Raw genomic sequence first — 14,119 nt, 5'->3', positions numbered from 1 at the left:
TGGTCAATGGATCCCGGGTCTTCCCTTCGCTTCGCTACGGTCGCCCGGGATGACGACGGTTCGGCGGACGTCAGGGCCGGCAATGGTTCATTGCGCTCCGGATGATAAAGAGCAACAGTGCCGCCGCTTCCACAAAAAGGAGCGGGCGGTTTTGTTTGTTCATCCGCGCATACCCGAAGGAGTACCCGACCATGAAGATCGTTGCCTGCGGCAGTGTGCCGACGATATCCGCGCCGGAGAACTACTTCACCGGACGGGTTTTCCAGACGCCCCTGATGACTGAGCCGGAAGAGCCGGCGAGACTGCGAACCGTCCTGGTAAGTTTCGAGCCTGGCGCGCGGACTGCGTGGCATACGCATCCCTTTGGGCAGACGCTGCATGTCGTTTCCGGCGCAGGCCGCGTCCAGAGCTGGGGCGGGCCGATCCAGGAAATCAGGGCCGGCGATACGATCTTCTTTTCACCCGGCGAAAAACACTGGCATGGCGCCGGCCCGAATACGGCCATGTCGCACATTGCCATGCAGGAAGCGCTCGACGGCGTTACCGCCGACTGGCTGGAGAAGGTGTCTGACGAGCAGTATGGCGGCTGAGGCGCCGGAAGGCGTATTAAATGCTTCCAAGAAAAAACCCGGCGCGAGGCCGGGTTTTCCGTTTTCGATTTATGCGCCGATCAGGTCAGCGAAGCGGTAAAGCGCTGGATGCGGGTGCAGGCTTCTTCCAGCAGCGCCTCTGACGTTGCGTAGGAGATGCGGAAGTTGGGTCCGAGGCCGAAGGCCGAGCCCTGAACCACCGCCACGCCTTCGGCTTCCAGAAGCTCGGAAGTGAAGACCGCGTCGTCGGTGATGACCGTGCCGGCTTGCGTCTTCTTGCCGATCAGCCCTGCGCAGGACGGATAGACATAGAAAGCGCCTTCCGGCGACGGGCAGGTGATGCCGCGCGCCTGGTTGAGCATCGACACGACGAGATCGCGGCGCGCCTGGAACACCGCCTTGTTCTTGGCGATGAAGTCCTGCGGGCCGTTCAGCGCCTCGACCGAGGCCCACTGTGCGATGGTGCAGGCGCCCGAGGTCTGCTGGCCCTGGATCATGTCCATCGCCTTGATGAGCTGGACCGGGCCGGCAGCATAGCCGATGCGCCAGCCGGTCATGGCATAGGCTTTGGAGACGCCGTTCATGGTCAGCGTGCGGTCGTAGAGTTTCGGCTCGACCTCGGCGATCGTCTTGAAGACGAAATCGCCATAGGTCAGGTGCTCGTACATGTCGTCGGTCAGCGTCCAGACATGCGGATGCTTGAGCAGGACATCGGCGAGCGCCCGCAGTTCGGCCTCGGTGTAGGCCGCGCCCGACGGGTTCGACGGCGAGTTCATCAGAAGCCACTTGGTCTTCGGCGTGATCGCCTTTTCCAGCTCCGCTGCCGTCAGCTTGAAGCCGTTGTCGATGGAGGTCTCGGCAAAAACCGAGGTGCCGCCGCAGATCGCGACCATCTCGGGATAGCTGACCCAGTAGGGACGGGGGATGATGACCTCGTCGCCGGGGTTCAGCGTCGCCATGAAGGCGTTGAACAGAATCTGCTTGCCGCCAGTGCCGACGATGGTCTGCTCTGGCTTGTAGTCGAGATTGTTCTCGCGCTTGAACTTATTGGCGATCGCCTCGCGCAGCGGCGCAATACCGGACACCGGCGGATACTTGGTCTCGCCGCGACGGATCGCGTCGATGGCCGCATTCTTGATGTTGTCCGGCGTGTCGAAGTCGGGCTCGCCCGCGCCAAGGCCGATCACGTCCCGGCCCGCATTTTTCAGCTCGCGCGCTTTCTGGGTGACCGCAATGGTCGCAGAAGGCTTTACGCGTGAAAGGGCATCGGCAAGGAAGGCCATGACGTTTTATCTCCGGTTCATGGATGGGCCAGTTTTCAGCCGCGCTTCTCATGTCGGATTGTGCGGAGAATCGCAAGTGTTGCTTGGCCGTTGCCAAGACAAATCGCCGTGTGGGCCGATTCATGGATTTATTAACGCGCAATAAAACGTTGCGTGGCAATCTCCGGCGTCAATTCCGGAGCAACGAGCATCGTGTCGCGCAGTGTCGGCCTCAATCACGTCATCCGCGGCGATGACGGTACCGCGACAGGCGTATGGGGTGCATTCACGCTGGAAACGGCGTTCCAGCCGATCTTTGCCTTCCGCGATGGCAAGCTGCAGATCGTTGCCTATGAAGGCCTGCTGCGGCCTTCGCGCGACGGCGTTCAGGTGGCGCCGACGACTTTCTTCAACGAGATCGCCGCCGCCGACCGGCTGTCCGTCGAGACACTGACGCGCACGCTGCATCTGCTGAACGCGGCGATCTGGCTGGACCCGGATGCCACGATCTTCGTCAATTTCGACCCCTCCATCTTCACCGAGCGATCGGTTGTCGACAACGCTCTGCGCGACCTGCGCCTGGTGCTGCACGAGGCCGGCATCGAGCCCTATCGCGTGATCTGCGAAGTGACGGAGCAGAAGGCCGCCTCGCAGGAGGTGCTTTACGCCTTCGTCGAAGCGCTGCGGGCTAATGGCTTGAGGATCGCCATCGACGACTATGGCGCAGCCGAGTCTGACATCACGCGCATCCGGGAATTGCGGCCCGACATCGTGAAATTCGACGCGCAGTGGATTGCCCGGCTGATGGAAACGGGAGCCGGCTTCGCGCTGCTGACCTCCATGGTCGAGAACTTTGCCGAACAGGGCATCATGACCGTGTTCGAGGGTATCGAGGAGGGCTGGCAACTGGACCTCGCCGAACGATCCGGCGCCTCCATGGTGCAGGGTTTCGTGCTGGCTCGGCCGGAAACGGTGGTGGCCGTGGCGTCACCCTTGCCGGAAACGCCGCCGGCAGAACTGGCCGTCGAGCCGCAACCCCAAGTGAAACCCGTCCACAGTGCCCGGCGCGCAGACAGAAAATTCGGCCGGAGGAGGCCTTCATGACATTCGCATCAGGCCTTTTGGCTGCCATCGACGAGGCGGTTTTCGTCGACGAAGTGGGTATCGAAATCGGCGTCATGGGCGATCTTCGGCTTAAGAGCGCCTGCCAGCCGATTTTTTCGCGCTCGGATGACGTGCTGGTGACGGTGGGCGTCAAATCCGTGCCGGCCTTCTTCCGGCATGGACGGTCTTTGACGGTCGAGGAGTTTCGGGACGGTGCGGCAGCTCCGTCGGCCGAATTTGCCGAGATGCTGTTTCAGGTGCTGCATCTGCGGAACTATCGCAATATCGGGCTCGGCGACGTCGACATGTTCATCGATTTCGATCCGGGATCGGCCGATCTCGATACCTTCTTGAGCTTCCTGCCGACCGCCGCGTGGGAACCGGAACATACCCTGCTGTGCCCGGACATGCTGGTTTGCGAACTCGACAACGCCATGCAGTTAGAAGCCGGGCATGTTTTGCAACTTGCCGAGCAAATGCGCTGGAAGGGCATTCGGACAGGTTTGCGCGTCTACGGCGTCGGGCAGGCCGGCGACGATGAGATCGAGTTGATTCGCCCGGATGTCGTGCGCGTGGACGAGACATGGTTCGGTGAGATCTGCCGGGACAGCGCCACCGCGCGGCTGTTTGCGCCGATTGTTTCGGCCTTGCAGGACCAGGGCGTGAAGGTGCTTGTCGAAGGCATAGCCGACGCCGCGTCGCTGCGTGTCGCGCTGGATGCAAATGTCGATCTGTTCCAAGGCGACCTTCTGGCGCTTGCCGCGCTGGCCGGAACGGTTTTCGACGAGAAGCCACTGCCGATCGCGCGGCTGCTTGATGGCGGGCGCAACGTGGTGCGGCTGTTCGGATAAACACATCAGCCGCGCTGATAGACCCGTCATTACAAATCACTGGATGGATTTTGCGGCAGCGATAATCTGCGCGCAAACAGGAGATATGGATGATGCGAATCTACGGCATGGTCGACAGCGGCAATTGCTACAAGCCGCGGCTGCTTCTGGCCAAGCTCGGCCAGAGTTTCGAACATGTCGAGGTGAGTTCGCATAGCGGTGCGACACGCTCGGCCGACTATCTGGCGAAAAACCCGAACGGCATGGTGCCGCTGCTCGAACTCGACGACGGGCGGCTTCTGGCCGAATCGAACGCGATCCTGCTCTATTTCGCCGAAGGCACGCGGTTTCTGCCTTCGGACCGCTATCTGCGCGGGCAGGCCTATCAATGGCTGTTCTTCGAACAATACAGCCACGAGCCCTATATCGCCGTGCGCAAGGCCCTGCTGACCTTTCCCGAGCGGGCGAAGGACGCAACGCCGGAGCGGCTGGCCCTGACGCTGGAACGCGGCAACAAGGCGCTCAGTGTCATGGAAAAACATCTGGCCAAGAATGCGTTCTTTGCCGGCGATGCCATGAGCGTCGCCGACATCGCGCTCTATGCCTATACGGCCGATGCGGGCAAGGGCGGCTTCGACCTCGGTGCTTATCCGGCGGTGTCAGCCTGGCTGGAGCGTGTGAGGGCGGACCCGGGGCACGTATCGATCGACTGGCTGCCTTGAATTGTTGATTGCGCTGCGGGCGACTTAGGAGCGCCCGGCGTCGCTGCAAACTCCAGACAACAAAAAGGCGGGGAGTTACCCCGCCTTCCGCGCCCAAAACAGGCTGATCTGGAATTCATCGACCAGGTCTGGCGGCTATCTGCCGCTTCAGTTCCTGGCCTTGACCTCCGGCGCGCTTGTCGCGCGGCCGCCAGTACATCCGTGACTTGCCGTGCGCTTCGAACCTTTCAGTCCGAGGCGCGCGTAAAATCAGCCGGCCTTGGAAAGAGAACCAGCAGACGACTTGCCGGTGCGGCGGTCCTGCTCGATCTCGAAGTTGATCTTCTGACCTTCGACGAGGTTCGACAGACCAGCGCGCTCAACAGCGGAGATGTGGACGAAAACGTCCGCGCCGCCTGCGTCAGGCTGGATGAAGCCGAAACCCTTGGTCGAGTTGAACCACTTTACGGTGCCAGTAGCCATTTTATATTTCCTTGCGTTTGCAACGTTATTTAACCAAGCGAACTTGGTCGCCTTGTATCGAGATTTTGGAGATAGACGTCAGCAAACGCGAATAAATCGCGGGACTACCATATCGATCGGCCGAAATATCAACGGGGCTGATATAATGCGTATTGCTCGCAAGCACAAGAGCCAGAGAAGATGATCGTTCACCGGGATGTGATCGGCCAGCATGAGCACTTCCGTCGATCCCGCTCGTTCCTGTCTATAGGAGCATTTGGTGATGCATGCGCAGGGAGGTGACCTTGAAACGTGTTTTGCTCGTTCTTTGCCTGTCTTTGATCGCGGTCGAGGCGCAGGCGATTTCCCGCTATACCTCTACCAGCATGAGTTGCGGCGAGGTTCAGGCAACCGTCCGGCGCGATGGTGCGGCGCTGCTGCGTTATCGTTCGGAGCGCAATCCTTCCATCCTGCGCTATGACCGCTATGTCGCGGATCGCCGATTCTGCAAAAGCGATGAGAGCGCCGAGACCGTCTTCGTACCGACGGCCGACCGGTCCTGTCCGGTGCGCCGGTGCGAGCGGGTGGACCCGGACGACCGTTTCCTGATTTTGCGCGACTGAGGCGCATTGATATTATTGATATTCAGGTGAGGCAGCCTGTCCAAGCAGCCAGGCGGTTCAGAAGCCGAAAGACGCCTGTGCGGACGGTGGCGGGCCGACCCGCACGCCTTCCATGGTCAGAAGCTTCTCCTTGGTGGCAGAGCCGCCGGGAGCCGAAAAGCCGCCGATCTTGTTGCCGGCCGCGAGAATGCGGTGGCAGGGCACCACGATCGGCACCGGGTTGGAGCCCAGCGCCTGGCCTGTTTCGCGCGCCAGCCCGGTGTGGCCGGCACGCTGGGCTAACTCGCCATAGGTCGTCGTCTCGCCGAAGCCGAGCTTCCGCGCCGCGTCGTAGATCGCCAACCGGAAGTCGTTGATGCCGGCGAGGTCGACCTTGATGTCCGAAAAGTCCACTATCTCGCCCGCTGCATAGCGCGTGATCTCATCGACTGCGGCGACGATGTTCGCCGGCAGCTCTCTCGCCGTCTGTTGCGACGGCTCGCCGGACTGTGAGATTCGGGACATCGTCGCCAGCAGCCGCCTTTCGGTGGCTGCACGGTCGCGCTCGGGCAATTGCACCCGCGTCAGGCCCCGCTCGCTCCAGGCGATCCCGATCCAGCCGATGGCGGTTTCGAAGAGATGATAGGGTATGGTCATCACGCTTTATCCAGAAAAGCCACGCGGTTTTTTACCACAAAAGCTGCCCGGTACAAAGCGGGAACAGTCTCTTATCAGTGGACAGCGCAAAGCCTGCTGACAGGGTGGCGGGATACACTTGCAACCGGGCCGTGTTGCCGAAACGGCGCGGCTGATGTATTGGGGTTTCCAATCGTTAACAATTGATTTGCAGACAACGAGCGCGGCTTTGCCTTCTTATTTGAGATTTTCTCTCGTTGCAGCGCTGCTTTCGCCCCTGGCGCTGGCAGCTTGTGCGACGACCGGAGAAGACACGTCGACAAGCCTTGCCATGGCGCCGACGGTCGATCTGGCACTGCCTGACACCGTTTCGATTTTGCCGAGTTCCTATACGCAGACTGTGGCGCGCGAGGCGGCCTCACCGGCCGAGGCTGTCACGGCCAACGCCTTCGCCACGCCGGATACGCCCGTTAGCCCGCTCGCGCCGCAAAACGGCACTGTGGTGGACAAGCTCATCGCCAAATACGCCGCGATCTACGAAGTGCCGGAAACGCTGGTGCGCAGCGTGGTCAAGCGCGAGAGCACCTTCAATCCGCGTGCCTACAATCGTGGCCATTGGGGCCTGATGCAGATCAAGCACGCGACCGCGCGCGGCATGGGCTATGACGGCCCGGCGAACGGCCTTCTCGATGCCGAGACCAATCTGAAATATGCGGTGAAATATTTGCGCGGGGCCTATCTGGTGGCCGGCGGCGACCATAGGCGCGCTGACCGCCTCTACCAGACCGGCTATTATTACGACGCCAAGCGCAAGGGGCTACTGGAAGAGACGGGCCTGGGCAAGGACCGCCGCCGCATGCGCCGCGCGGAACCGGCACCCGAGATGAACCCGATGGCCGGAGGCCCTGTGCCCGAGCCGATCCCCGGCGCTGCCGGTACTGCGCCGACGGCTATTCCGGCGGCGGCCCCGGTGTTTCCGCCGGCGCCAACGCAGATTCCTGCAGCCGCACCGGTTCCGACCCCGGCCGCCGCGCCCGGGGCTGCCTGAGACCTCTCCGCAGTTTCCATATCCGTTTTGGGCGGACGCGATTTCCGTTTCCGGTCTGATGCGGTAAGTCGGCATGGTCCGAATGCAAGGGGATCGCATGCTCACGCTTCACCATCTCAACAATTCGCGCTCGCACCGCATTCTCTGGCTGCTGGAAGAACTCGGGCTCGAATACGACCTGGCTCTCTATCAGCGCGACCCGAAAACCATGCTGGCGCCGCCGGAGCTGAAAAACGTCCACCCCCTCGGCAAGGCCCCGGTGCTGACGGACGGAGACCTGACGGTCGCCGAATCCGGCGCGATCATCGAATATCTGCTCGACCGGCATGACGACGGCACGCTGCGGCCTGCACCGGGCACCCCTGAGCGCGTGCCCTATCTCACCTTCATGCATTTCGCCGAAGGCTCGGCGATGCCGCCGCTGCTCTTGAAACTCTATTTTTCGCGCATGGGCGAGGCCGCTGCCGCCGTCCTGCCGCGCATCGATGGCCAGATCGCCGAGATCCTGACCTTTCTCGACGGCGAGCTTGAGAACCGCGATTATTTCGCTGGCGACGATTTTACCGCCGCCGACATCCAGATGAGCTTTCCGCTGGAAGCTGCGGTGGCGCGTGGCGGGCTCGACCATCGCTTCCAGAACTTGACGGGCTTCCTCCAGCGCATCCATGCACGCCCGGCTTATCAGCGAGCCGTTAAACGAGGCGGTGCGGTGACGCTGGGGCGCTGAGACTATGGCAGACGAGCAGGTGGTGCGGTTTCGCCGCGATCTCGACGGCGATTTTCCAGCGCCAGTATGGCCGGCTGGGTTCTCGATGCGGACTTTTAGAGCCACCGATGCCCAAAGCCTGCATGCGCTGCTGAGCGAAGTGTTCGACGATGGCGAGGAAGGCCCTTTCGATGTTTGGTGGCCGAAAGTGTCGAACGATGCCGAGTTCGACCCGGCACTGTGCTTCCTGGTGTTCGACGGCGACGAGCGGCTCGTCGCGGCAGCGCTGTGCTGGACCAGCGCCTATCTGAAGGACCTTGCCGTGCGCCCGGAGGCGCGCCGGCGTGGGCTGGCCGAGGCGCTGCTATGCCAGGTCTTCGGCACTTTTCGGGCGCGCGGTGCGGCCTATGTCGACCTCAAGACCGACCTCGTTAAAAATCCCGATGCCGTGCGGCTTTATGAGCGGATGGGCATGCGGCGCGTTCCGCTCGAAGGCTGATTGCGCCGCTCAGGCGGCTAGAGGCAGACGGCCCAAAATGCCGTTTTTCTTCTGCAGGAAGCGCAGAAGCCGGTCGTTGTATTCCGCCATGACGGCATTTTTGACCGAGGGGCGTGCGGCCGGCGCCTCGCGCCATTTCTGCACCTTGGGCAGGCCGTCGAAAATCTCGAGATCGGCGAGGCGGTCGATGATTTCGAAATAACGGAAGGCCGGGGCGAAGACGGCATCGACGATGGAAAAATCCTTGCCGGCGAAATAGGGGCCGTCGCCGAGCTCGCTTTCGACGCGCGCGAGCTTTTCCTTCAGAGCCGCGCGGGATGCGTCGAAGGCGGCCTGATCGCTGGTCACTTCCAGCGTCCAGATGTCGCCCAGAACTGCCGAGCCGAACTCCATCCAGGCGCGGTGGCGCGCCCGCGTCACCGGGTTGGCCGGGTGCAGGGCTGGCAGGTTGGTTTCATCCAGATATTCGACGATGGCGGCGCTTTCGAACAGCACCTCGTCGCCGACCTTCAGCAGCGGGACCTTGCCGAGCGGCGAGATTTTCAGGAACCATTCCGGCTTGTTTTCGAGATCGACATCGACGCGCTCGAAGGGCACGTTCTTCTCGGCCAGCACGATGGCGGCGCGTTGCACATAGGGGCAGAGGTCGAAGGAGATCAGCGTGAGATTGTTCGTCATGGCGGGCACTCCGTGAATTTGATGCAGTTGCATCTAAGTAGGCGAGCGTATATTTTCTGTCAATCTTGATGCAGATGCATGAAATCAACTATGTGTGAGAAATGAGCACGAAACCGGACGACACGACCATCGCGGCCTGGATCGGCCTTTCGCGTGCCCAGCGCGTGGCGACGGCCGGCATCGAGGCGCGGCTGAAGGCGGCGGGCTTTCCGCCGCTTGCCTGGTATGACGCGCTGTGGGAACTGGAACGTGCGGGCGGCGAGGGGCTTCGGCCTTTTGAGCTGGAGCGGGCGCTGCTGTTCGAGCAGTACAACCTTTCGCGGCTGATCGACCGGCTGGAAAAGGCCGGGCTGGTGGTGCGCCGCGCCTGTCCCAATGACAAGCGCGGCCAGGTGCTGGCGATTACGCCCGAAGGTTTGAAGCTTCGCTGCGAGATGTGGGGCGTCTATGCGCCGGCGATCGAGGCGGCGGTGGGCGCGAAGCTCGATGCGGAGGAGGCCAAGGTGTTGGCGGGTTTGCTGGCAAAGCTTGCCATAACATCTGCGTGAAGCGCGAACGCCGGGAAGGCTTCCGCCTATCTTTTGCCGCGCACGCTCCCTACCTCGCTTCCATGGACAGACGCACAGCACTTGCCCTTCTAGCCTCCGCCGCGATGCCGTGGCCGGCTTTCGCCCAGACGCCGACGGAGCCTGCAATGCCTCGCGCTCTGCCGGACCTGCTCGACGAGGCGGAGCGGCTGACCTCGCTCAAGACGGTGCTGGTGATGCGCGGCGGTGAAACGATTGCCGAGCGCGGCTATCGCGGTAATTCGCTGACGGCTCCCACCAACATCAAGTCTGCCTCGAAATCGGTTGTCTCGGCGCTGGTCGGCATCGCCATCGACAAAAAGCTGTTGCAAGGGCCGGACCAGAAGATCGCGCCGCTGCTGCGCGCCGATCTTCCGGCCAAACCCGATCCGCGCATTGAGGACATCACCGTCGGCAATCTGCTCTCCATGCAGGCGGGGCTGGGGCGCACCTCGGGGCCGAATTACGGGCGCTGGGTTTCGAGCCGCAACTGGGTGCGCACCGCCCTTGCCATGCCCTTCGACGACGAGCCGGGCGGGTCGATGCTCTATTCCACCGGCTCGACGCATCTGCTGTCGGCGATCCTGACGCGCGTCGGCGGCAAGTCGACGCTGGCGCTGGCGCGCGACTGGCTTGGGCCGCTCGACGGCTTTCGCATCACCGCCTGGGACCGCGACCCGCAAGGCATCTATGTCGGCGGCAACCAGATGGCGATGAGCGCCCGCTCGCTGGCCGCCTTCGGCGAGCTCTACCGCAACGGCGGCAAGACGCCTGAAGGCCGGCAGCTCGTGCCGGCGGCATGGGTCGAGCAATCCTGGCAGCCACGCACCACTTCGCGCTTCAACGGCGATGGCTACGGCTATGGCTGGTTCCTGCGCGAGCTTGGCGGGCGGCCGGTCAGCTATGCCTGGGGCTATGGCGGACAGATGCTCTACATCGTGCCGTCGCTGGAACTCACCATCGTCATGACCTCGGCCGAGGACAACCCTTCCGCCCGCACCGGCTACCGCGACGACCTCCACGCGCTGGCAAGCGGCATCATCGAAGCCGCTGCGGCCTGAGGGAGCGCCGCTGAACTTCACGCGCCGATCGGCACTTTCAGTTGCTGGCCGACGAATATCTGGTTCGGATCGTTGATCACCAACGGGTTGGCGCGGACGATGCGCGAGAACAGGGCGGAATCGCCGTAATGTTCGCGCGCGATCTTCGACAGCGTGTCGCCCGCCTTCACAACATAGATGCGGAATCCGATATAGTTCGCGACGATGCGCGGCCCATAGATGACTGGCACGATGACCTTGTTGATCTCGGAGCCATCGGCTGCGCTCTCCTCGAACACCTCCACGAACAGCCGGTCGAGCTGGAAGGCAGCATTGCCGATGGCTGCCGCGATCTGGAACTGGCCGTGCTCGCCGGTGCCACCGCCGACATTGAAGAAGCCGGTGCGCTCGTCATGGCCGTCATGCACGCGCCAGTTCAGAGTCGCCTCAAAGCCCTGGCCGATGCCGGCAATGAGGACGGGATCGCCGACGAGATCGAACGGCTTGGGCTGCTGGATTTCATTGGGCATGGCTCGGATGCTCCCTCCTGTGCCGCCCACCGCCTGACATTTGGGATTGTCACGCTCCAGCTTGGTTCGGCAAGGCGTAAAAGTCGATTGGCCGGACATCCCCAATATGGCGGATAACGCGGCCATGCGGACGATATCGGCCCAGCGGCCTTTTCGCACATCCGAAGGCAGGCAGTTGCAGGATCGCGCCGGCTGCCGTTAGCTGCACCAGGTGATTTGCGACGCAAGGAGGCAGTTATGACCGACTGGAAACGCGAAGGGGGATGCCGCTGCGGGCAGGTGCGCTTCAAGGTGAGTGCCGCGCCTTTGGTCACCATGGCCTGCCACTGCACCGGCTGCCAGAAGATGAGTTCCTCGGCCTTTTCGCTGTCTGCCGCCATCCCCGCCGAGGGTTTTGAAGTGACGCAGGGCGAGCCGGTGATCGGCGGGCTGCACGGCGCCTCAAAACACTATTTCTGCCCGCATTGCATGAGCTGGATGTTCACACGGCCCGAAGGAATGGACTGGTTCGTCAACCTCCGCTCGCCCCTGCTGGACGACACCGGCGGCATGGCGCCCTTCATCGAGACATGGACCAGCGAAAAGCTGCCCTTCGCGCAGACCGGCGCCCCGCACAGCTACGAGGCCCTGCCGCCGATGGAGGCGTATGAGGGGCTGATGAAGGAGTATGTGGAGTGGACGGGGAAGTGATGGCCTGACCCGGCTGGACAGGCGTCCGCTCACAGGGCAAATATACGGCATGCAAGGAAAGCACACCTCAGACCGACCGAAGATGCGCGTGCGCCGCTAGGGGCGCACCGGTCAACGGAGGTTATTTTCATGCATCACAAGCGCAAGCGCCCCAAAAGCGCGCGGGCTGGCTGCATTATGTGCAAACCGCACAAAGCCAATGGAATGTGTCCCAAACATCGCAATATGCAGTTCGGCAATTATCGTCGATATTTTTCCGGTACGGACCAACTTCGCTGCGAGGGCGTTGCGGTTTCGGGCCGCTGGCGGCGACGGCTGGAGTGAGGGTGCGGCCTCAAATATCCGGCGCGTTGCCGATGCGGGTCTTGAGGTCGAGCGCCCAGGCGCGGCCTTCGTCGCCACCCCATAGAAGCCAGGCGATGTAGCCGGCCGAGGGGTTTTCCTCATTGCCGAAATTCTTCGCGCGCTTGTCGACCTCGTGACGGGCGAAATAGCTCACCATGCGCTTGATGACGGAAGGTTGCAGCGCGCGCCGCGCAACCAGCTCCTGCGCCCGCCCGTAGCCGATCTCCGTTCCGCCCCGCTTGAATTTTGCACGAAAGGCTAGGCCCTTGGCGGCGTTGTCGGCGACGGGTTGGGGAGGGACGAGGGAGATGAGGTCGTGGGGTTCCATGTGCCTGCCACCTGTTCTGTCCAGAGTGACGTCGAGATGTAGCCGACGATGTGGTGAGGTTCCATCCCTTCGGATTGCACCAAGTTTGTTCGTGGTGCAGAGTTGTGAGGAATGTGAGGGTTTAACCAATGGCTTTGCGACGGTTTGTGCTAGCAGCCTCTTTTATTGGTGGGGTGATGTCTTCTTATGCGGCACAGCAAGAATGTAAGGGCGACACGAACCAGGAGCATCACTTAGGTAATTTTAACTTTGTCACAAGTTCATGGGTAGAAAATATCGACGGCAGGAGACGCTACGTTTCGTGCGTTGCCAACCTCGATGTTGGTAGCGATTTACTCGTCCACTGGTTTATTCCGGGACCATACAAGGAGTATGTACCATCCTCTCGGGTGATTACTCGCATTCGCCTGAGAGATGATCTGAATACTCGTCCTGTTTCTGGTTGCCTTCAGTATGGTGGCCTTGGTGAGTTAACTACCGCCGATTTCCTGGGCACGACCGACGACGAAGAAAGAAACAAAAAGGGAGATTGCAAGAACCAAGCTGCCGAAGTACGCGATGTTGGGACAGCAATTGGTGGGCTGCCACCTTCTGGCTACGCCGATGAAGTGCAGGTCTATTTCCCCAGCGATCCGTCCAATCCATACGACACCATGTTGGAACTGACCGGTAAGATTGGGTTTAGCGTTGACGGAAGTATGTACAGTAGCTTCTTTCAGTATTCCGTGCAGCAGCTTCAAGGTCGTGAAAAGGGCGTCGTGGAAGAAATTCGCGTAGAACCCTATTTCCCAGTGGCAGCAGATAAGTTCGTGGCTGCCTATACAAAAGCTAACGCAAACACTTACGCGCTCAGTAAAGAAGGTCTCATAAACTTTAAGTTCTTTGGAGAAAGCAATAATTCGTGGCGAACTGTCGAAGCTTACTACCAGTTTATCGATAAAGAAAACCATGTGGTCGCTCGCATTCCAATGCCGCTCATGCTTTATGAGGGACAATGACAATAAAAGGCTTCTTGGAATTGATTACAGCTGTAACGCCGTCGCTTGTCTCTGCGTGGGCTTCTAGTTGGTATGATCTTTTCAAAGATACGCTAGTAATGCGACCTGGAGCCCCCAATTCAGTAGCCAATACTGGGATAGCGTTTGCATGTATGCTAACGATAATTTTTGCTCTTCTAACGCGGGGCTGGTCCGCGAGAGCACATAAAACAACCGCGCTAGTGCTTCTGATCTTGGCCCTGCTTGCCGGGTTCATTTGCTATTGGATACGGTTCAAATATCAATATCCGCTGGATCGAGTTGCGCAGGAGCTTCTCAATTTTTGGTGGGACTGTGCGTCTTGGATATTCATCGTGCTCATCATACAGGCGATCCTGTTCGCATCGATGTTTGCTGTGGCGACCTGGGCGGGTCCCAAAGTGCCAGAGTAAGTCTGATGAGACGGTGACATGGTCTGCCGGTCGAGATAGCAAACCGAATTCTCTTTACAGAGGATACCATATC

Annotated in this window: 18 protein-coding genes; 12 read left to right on the top strand and 6 right to left on the bottom strand. The window is 61.0% G+C overall.

Going from position 1 to position 14,119, the window contains the following annotated elements; genetic code table 11:
* The first annotated feature begins 191 nt into the window (after window positions 1-191).
* Entirely contained in the window at window positions 192-590 is a 399-nt protein-coding gene (locus G6N74_RS09065; RefSeq protein WP_165116469.1) for a (R)-mandelonitrile lyase, read from the top strand.
* 80 nt (window positions 591-670) lie between these two features.
* On the opposite strand, the gene G6N74_RS09060 is transcribed toward G6N74_RS09065, so the two are convergent.
* Window positions 671-1,873: a pyridoxal phosphate-dependent aminotransferase gene (locus tag G6N74_RS09060; protein ID WP_165116467.1), complete on the bottom strand. Its 1,203-nt coding sequence runs from the start codon at window positions 1,871-1,873 to the stop codon at window positions 671-673.
* Window positions 1,874-2,065: 192 nt separating this feature from the next.
* On the opposite strand from G6N74_RS09060, the gene G6N74_RS09055 reads away from it, so the two are divergent.
* The 3 genes from G6N74_RS09055 to G6N74_RS09045 all read left to right on the top strand — a co-directional run bounded on the left by G6N74_RS09055 (window position 2,066) and on the right by G6N74_RS09045 (window position 4,508).
* Window positions 2,066-2,956 carry an EAL domain-containing protein gene (locus G6N74_RS09055; protein ID WP_165116465.1) on the top strand — a complete coding sequence of 297 codons (891 nt, stop codon included), beginning with the start codon at window positions 2,066-2,068 and terminating at the stop codon, window positions 2,954-2,956.
* Window positions 2,953-3,807: an EAL domain-containing protein gene (locus tag G6N74_RS09050; RefSeq protein WP_165116463.1), complete on the top strand. Its 855-nt coding sequence runs from the start codon at window positions 2,953-2,955 to the stop codon at window positions 3,805-3,807. The genes G6N74_RS09055 and G6N74_RS09050 overlap by 4 nt, the downstream gene beginning before the upstream one ends.
* Before the next feature lie 89 nt (window positions 3,808-3,896).
* Entirely contained in the window at window positions 3,897-4,508 is a 612-nt protein-coding gene (locus G6N74_RS09045) for a glutathione S-transferase family protein (RefSeq protein ID WP_205826580.1), read from the top strand.
* A 249-nt stretch (window positions 4,509-4,757) separates the two neighbouring features.
* On the opposite strand, the gene G6N74_RS09040 is transcribed toward G6N74_RS09045, so the two are convergent.
* Window positions 4,758-4,970, bottom strand: coding sequence for a cold-shock protein (locus G6N74_RS09040; protein WP_091913209.1), 213 nt, complete (start codon window positions 4,968-4,970; stop codon window positions 4,758-4,760).
* 266 nt (window positions 4,971-5,236) lie between these two features.
* Between G6N74_RS09040 and G6N74_RS09035 the strand changes: the two genes are divergently transcribed.
* Window positions 5,237-5,572 (top strand): hypothetical protein, encoded by a 336-nt coding sequence (locus G6N74_RS09035; protein WP_246245685.1) that lies wholly within the window; start codon window positions 5,237-5,239, stop codon window positions 5,570-5,572.
* Window positions 5,573-5,629: 57 nt separating this feature from the next.
* On the opposite strand, the gene G6N74_RS09030 is transcribed toward G6N74_RS09035, so the two are convergent.
* Window positions 5,630-6,208, bottom strand: a complete 579-nt coding sequence (locus G6N74_RS09030; RefSeq protein WP_165116461.1) for a methylated-DNA--[protein]-cysteine S-methyltransferase — start codon at window positions 6,206-6,208, stop codon at window positions 5,630-5,632.
* 187 nt (window positions 6,209-6,395) lie between these two features.
* On the opposite strand from G6N74_RS09030, the gene G6N74_RS31485 reads away from it, so the two are divergent.
* The 3 genes from G6N74_RS31485 (at window position 6,396) to G6N74_RS09015 (ending at window position 8,440) form a co-directional block, all read left to right on the top strand.
* Window positions 6,396-7,235, top strand: coding sequence for a transglycosylase SLT domain-containing protein (locus G6N74_RS31485; RefSeq protein ID WP_446685569.1), 840 nt, complete (start codon window positions 6,396-6,398; stop codon window positions 7,233-7,235).
* 97 nt (window positions 7,236-7,332) lie between these two features.
* The gene (locus G6N74_RS09020) at window positions 7,333-7,962 is read left to right on the top strand and encodes a glutathione S-transferase family protein (protein WP_165116459.1); all 630 of its coding nucleotides are present in this window, start codon (window positions 7,333-7,335) and stop codon (window positions 7,960-7,962) included.
* Window positions 7,963-7,966: 4 nt separating this feature from the next.
* Window positions 7,967-8,440 (top strand): GNAT family N-acetyltransferase, encoded by a 474-nt coding sequence (locus tag G6N74_RS09015; protein ID WP_165116457.1) that lies wholly within the window; start codon window positions 7,967-7,969, stop codon window positions 8,438-8,440.
* Window positions 8,441-8,449: 9 nt separating this feature from the next.
* Here the strand turns inward: G6N74_RS09015 and G6N74_RS09010 are convergent, their stop codons facing one another.
* A complete protein-coding gene (locus tag G6N74_RS09010) occupies window positions 8,450-9,118 on the bottom strand; it encodes a glutathione S-transferase family protein (RefSeq protein ID WP_165116455.1) in 669 nt (222 codons plus the stop codon).
* Window positions 9,119-9,219: 101 nt separating this feature from the next.
* Between G6N74_RS09010 and G6N74_RS09005 the strand changes: the two genes are divergently transcribed.
* Together G6N74_RS09005 and G6N74_RS09000 are read left to right on the top strand one after the other, a co-directional pair.
* Window positions 9,220-9,666, top strand: a complete 447-nt coding sequence (locus G6N74_RS09005; protein WP_165116453.1) for a MarR family winged helix-turn-helix transcriptional regulator — start codon at window positions 9,220-9,222, stop codon at window positions 9,664-9,666.
* A gap of 62 nt (window positions 9,667-9,728) precedes the next feature.
* Window positions 9,729-10,745: a serine hydrolase domain-containing protein gene (locus G6N74_RS09000; RefSeq protein ID WP_165116451.1), complete on the top strand. Its 1,017-nt coding sequence runs from the start codon at window positions 9,729-9,731 to the stop codon at window positions 10,743-10,745.
* 17 nt (window positions 10,746-10,762) lie between these two features.
* Here G6N74_RS09000 and G6N74_RS08995 read toward each other — a convergent pair whose 3' ends face one another.
* On the bottom strand, window positions 10,763-11,254 hold the full coding sequence (locus tag G6N74_RS08995; RefSeq protein WP_165116449.1) for a Gmad2 immunoglobulin-like domain-containing protein: 492 nt from the start codon (window positions 11,252-11,254) through the stop codon (window positions 10,763-10,765).
* 237 nt (window positions 11,255-11,491) lie between these two features.
* On the opposite strand from G6N74_RS08995, the gene G6N74_RS08990 reads away from it, so the two are divergent.
* A complete protein-coding gene (locus tag G6N74_RS08990) occupies window positions 11,492-11,944 on the top strand; it encodes a GFA family protein (protein ID WP_165116447.1) in 453 nt (150 codons plus the stop codon).
* Window positions 11,945-12,278: 334 nt separating this feature from the next.
* Here the strand turns inward: G6N74_RS08990 and G6N74_RS08985 are convergent, their stop codons facing one another.
* Complete coding sequence (locus G6N74_RS08985) at window positions 12,279-12,617, bottom strand: hypothetical protein (protein ID WP_165116445.1); 339 nt, start codon at window positions 12,615-12,617, stop codon at window positions 12,279-12,281.
* Window positions 12,618-12,745: 128 nt separating this feature from the next.
* Between G6N74_RS08985 and G6N74_RS08980 the strand changes: the two genes are divergently transcribed.
* Complete coding sequence (locus tag G6N74_RS08980; protein WP_165116443.1) at window positions 12,746-13,615, top strand: hypothetical protein; 870 nt, start codon at window positions 12,746-12,748, stop codon at window positions 13,613-13,615.
* Window positions 13,616-14,119 lie beyond the last annotated feature (504 nt).

It is taken from the genome of Mesorhizobium zhangyense (genome assembly GCF_011045115.1).
GTDB lineage: Bacteria > Pseudomonadota > Alphaproteobacteria > Rhizobiales > Rhizobiaceae > Mesorhizobium_M > Mesorhizobium_M zhangyense.
This window is presented reverse-complemented; position numbering and strand designations above follow the sequence as displayed.